This window comes from Streptomyces sp. NPDC007162 (genome assembly GCF_040634175.1).
Taxonomy (GTDB): domain Bacteria; phylum Actinomycetota; class Actinomycetes; order Streptomycetales; family Streptomycetaceae; genus Streptomyces.
The window spans coordinates 1-3,711 of record NZ_JBEYFC010000712.1 but is presented as its reverse complement, the minus strand read 5'-3'; the positions used below and the strand labels follow the sequence as shown (position 1 = coordinate 3,711).

The following is a 3,711-nucleotide window of genomic DNA, read 5'->3' as shown; positions in this document are numbered from 1 at the left end:
GTCAGGCCGTGCCCGGTGCCCGGGCCCTTGGCCCGGCCGGGGCGCCCGTCGTCGGTGACAGTGACACGCAGGGTGTCGGCCCCGTAGTCCAGGGCCACCAGCGTCTGGGCGGCCCCGGCGTGCTTGTGGGTGTTGGTGAGGGCTTCCTGGATGATCCGGTAGGCCGTCAGTTCGGTGGTCGGCGCCACCGGCCGCGGCAGGCCGGTCCGTTCGATCCGCACCGGCATGCCGCCTGCCCGGAGACCGCTGACGAGGGTGTCGAGGTCGGCGAGGCCGGGGAGCGGGACCCGGGAGTCGGGCGCGTCGTCGGGCTGGCGCAACAGCCCGACGGTGGCCCGCAGTTCGTCGAGTGCGCTGCGGCTGTTGTCCTTGATATGGGCGAGTGCCTGGTGGGCCCGGTCGGGATCGGTGCGCATCAGATGGTGGGCCACCCCGGCCTGGGCGTTGACCAGGGTGATGTGGTGGGCGACGACGTCATGGAGTTCACGGGCGATGCGGATGCGCTCGTCGGTGACCCGGCGGTGGGCTTCCGCCTCCCTGGTGCGTTCGGCGCGCTCCGCCCGCGCCTCGGCCTCGGCGAGCCGCAGACGGCGACTGCGGACGGCGTCGCCCAGCGCGGTGGCCGCGATGGCGAGATCGAACCGGAGCAGACTGTCCCCGGCGAGAGGCGACACGGACCGGCCGAGCGCGTAGACCGCCGTGATCGCGAGGGAAGCGGCCAGACCGGCGGTCCAGGCGGCACGCCGGCCGGTGCGGGTGGCGAAGGTGTACAGGGCCACCAGGCTCGCCGCCGGGGCCAGGGAGAAGTCCGGGACCAGGACCAGGTGCGTGAGGTCGACGGCCAGCGTGACGAGGACGACCGGCAGTGGCCACCGGCTGCGGACGACCAGCGGCAGACAGGCCAGAGCCGTCCAGGCCACCACCCCTGTCCGCGGTGTGTGCCAGCCGGAACCGCCGTCCGCGGCGGCGCTCGCCCCCGCGGCGACGAGCACCACCAGTACGGCCGGGAGCGCGTCCCGCGCGCGTTCATGACGGGCGAACCACTGCCGACACACGTCTTGCACCTGCATTCCTTCACTATGCGGCACGGCCCCGGCGGGGCCGTGCCGCCGGTGGGCCGACGTCAGCGCAGCAGACCGGCGGTCTGCGGTTCCCGTTCCGGCCCGGGGCGGGACGCCGGCTCCTCGGTCGGCCCTTCCACCGAGATCCGGGGCAGCGCGCGGTCCAGGCGGCGGGGCAGCCACCAGTTGGCGCCTCCGCACAGGTGCATGAGCGCGGGCACGACGACCATCCTGATCAGCAGCGCGTCCAGGGCGACCGCCACCGCGAGGCTCACGCCGAACTCGGAGATCACCCGCAGGCCGCCGAAGACGAAGGAGCCGAAGACGCAGAACATGATGGTGGCGGCGACCGCGATCACCTTGCCCGTCTCGGCCTGGCCGACCCGCACCGCCCGGTGACTGTCCCCGGTGTGCGCCCACTCCTCGCGCATCCGGCTGACCAGGAAGACCTGGTAGTCCATGGAGAGGCCGAACATGATGCCGACGACCAGGATCGGTACGAACGACTCGATCGGTCCGGCGGCGCCGAGCCCGAGGAGCGAGGCACCGAAGCCGTACTGGAAGACGACGACGATCGCGCCGAAGGCCACCCCGATGCTCAGGATGTTCAGGACGGCACCCACGGCGGGGACGAGCAGGCTGCGGAAGGCAACGGTCAGCAGGAGGAAGCCGAGCGCGGCGATGACCAGTACGAACAGGGGGAGTTTGGCTGTCAGTACCGAGGCGAAGTCGTCGTTGCTCGCGGTGACACCGCCGACGTAGACCTTCATCGACGTGCCCTGTTCCGCCCGCGGCACGACCTCGCCGCGCAGGTGGTCGATCAGGTCGGAGGTGGCCGCCGACTGCGGGGAGGTCGTCGGGACGACGGAGATCGACCCGACCGTCTGCCCCTCCCGCAGGGGCGCCGCGTTCGCACTGGCGACGCCTTCGACCCGCTGAAGGGTGGTGACCAGCTTGGCCGCGGCCGCCTTGTCGGCGGTGGTGGGCGCCTGGACGGCGAGGACGAGCGGGCCGTTGAAGCCGGGCCCGAACCCGTGCGCGATCATGTCGTACGCCTGGCGGTTGGTGGAGGACGCGGGCAGGTTACCGTCGTCGGCCGCACCGAGGCGGAGGCTGAGCGTCGGCAGGGCGAGCGCCGTCAGCACGACGAGGCCGAGCAGACCCAGGGTCTTCGGGCGGGCCTGCACACGTGCGGCCCACCGGGTCCAGGGGCCCGCCTCGGCCGTGGCCCGCGGGCCCGCGTCGGCCAGGGCGCGGCGCTCCCGGCGGCTGAGGACCCGAGGGCCGATCAGACCGAGCAGCGCCGGCAGCAGGGTGACGGCGGCCAGCACGGTCAGTACGACGGTGACGGCCGCGCCGACGGCCATGCCGTTGAGGATGCCGACATTCAGGGTGAGCATGCCGAGCAGGGCGATGACGACGGTCAGCCCGGCGAAGATCACCGCACGGCCGGAGGTGTTGAGGGACTTGGCGATCGATTCGCCGACGCCCATGCCCCCGCGCAGGTTGGTGCGATGCCGGTTGACGATGAGCAGGGCGTAGTCGATGCCCACGCCCAGGCCGATCAGCGAGCCGAGGGTCAGCGTGGTGCTGGAGAGCGTGATGACATGGCTCAGCAGCATCACCGTGACCGCGGAGGTGCCGACACCGACGACCGCCGTGACGATGGGCAGCACCGCCACCCACACCGCCCGGAACACGAACAGCAGCACGGCGAAGGCGAGCGCGATCCCCATGGCGTCGGCGGCCGCGTTCGGCGCGGGGCTGACCGCGAACGCCTGCCCGTTCAGGGCGATGTGCAGCCCCGCCGTCCCGGGGCCGGTGGCGAGTTGCCTCACGTGGTCGATCTGGGCGTCGCTGACATCCTGATCGAAGGAGACGGTGGCGAAGGCCGTGGTGCCGTCCGCGCTGATCTGGCGCGCGTCGTCCGCGGTGTAGGGGCTGGTCACCGAGGCCACGCCCGGAGCGGCCGCGACCCGCTCGACGGCGTCGGCCATCGGCCGTTCGGCGGCGGCGTCGGTGACCTTGCCCTCTTTCGTCTGCCAGACGATCCGGCCGCTCTTGCCGGCCGCGCTGTTCGACGCCTTCTGCAGCAGAGCCGTTGCCCTGGCCGAGTCGGTGTTCTGCGAGGTGCTGCTGTTGCCGAAGGCGCTGCCGGCCGTGCCGACCCCGAGGCCGAGGGCGAGCAGCAGGCCCACCCAGGCCAGGACGACGGCGAGCCGGTGCCGGTGGCACCAGCGGGCGAGAGAGGACATCGACGGGCCTTTCCGAGGAGCGTCACGGGCCGGGCATCCCGGCACCCGGACACGCTCGCAGTCCCCGGATCTCTCGTCATTGGCCTACCGCAGACACGTGCGTCTACTGCGCTCGCAGCAGACGGACACGCGGTCGTCGCCCGCCGGCACGTGCGCCCGCGATCCGCCGGCCGACGGGGGCGCACGGGGGACACCGGGGTCCTGCGGTGTCCGGCTGTGACGTACGCCGAGCCGGCGCGGGCCGCCGGGAACGCCCCGCTCGCAGTCCCCGGGGCGGCCGGCGCCTGCCGGGGACTGCTCGTCTCCTCGTCAGCCGATGCAGAGGACGAGCAGGCAGAGCTGCGAGGGGGAGGTCGCGGCCGGGGCGGGGCTCGCCGTCGACGCCGGTGTGCTGT

The 3,711-nt window shown here is 73.0% G+C and carries 2 protein-coding genes; both read right to left on the bottom strand.

Annotation, left to right across the window (positions count from 1 at the left end):
- On the bottom strand, positions 1-1,070 hold a 1,070-nt coding region (locus tag ABZ646_RS42565), incomplete at its 3' end, for a histidine kinase (RefSeq protein ID WP_360531979.1).
- A 53-nt stretch (positions 1,071-1,123) separates the two neighbouring features.
- Positions 1,124-3,316 (bottom strand): MMPL family transporter, encoded by a 2,193-nt coding sequence (locus ABZ646_RS42560; protein ID WP_360531976.1) that lies wholly within the window; start codon positions 3,314-3,316, stop codon positions 1,124-1,126.
- Positions 3,317-3,711: the final 395 nt, after the last annotated feature.

Coding starts and splice junctions, on each gene's coding strand:
- ABZ646_RS42560 (WP_360531976.1), bottom strand. CDS start 3,316: ATGTCCTCTCTCGCCCGCTGGTGCCACCGGCACCGGCTCGCCGTCGTC.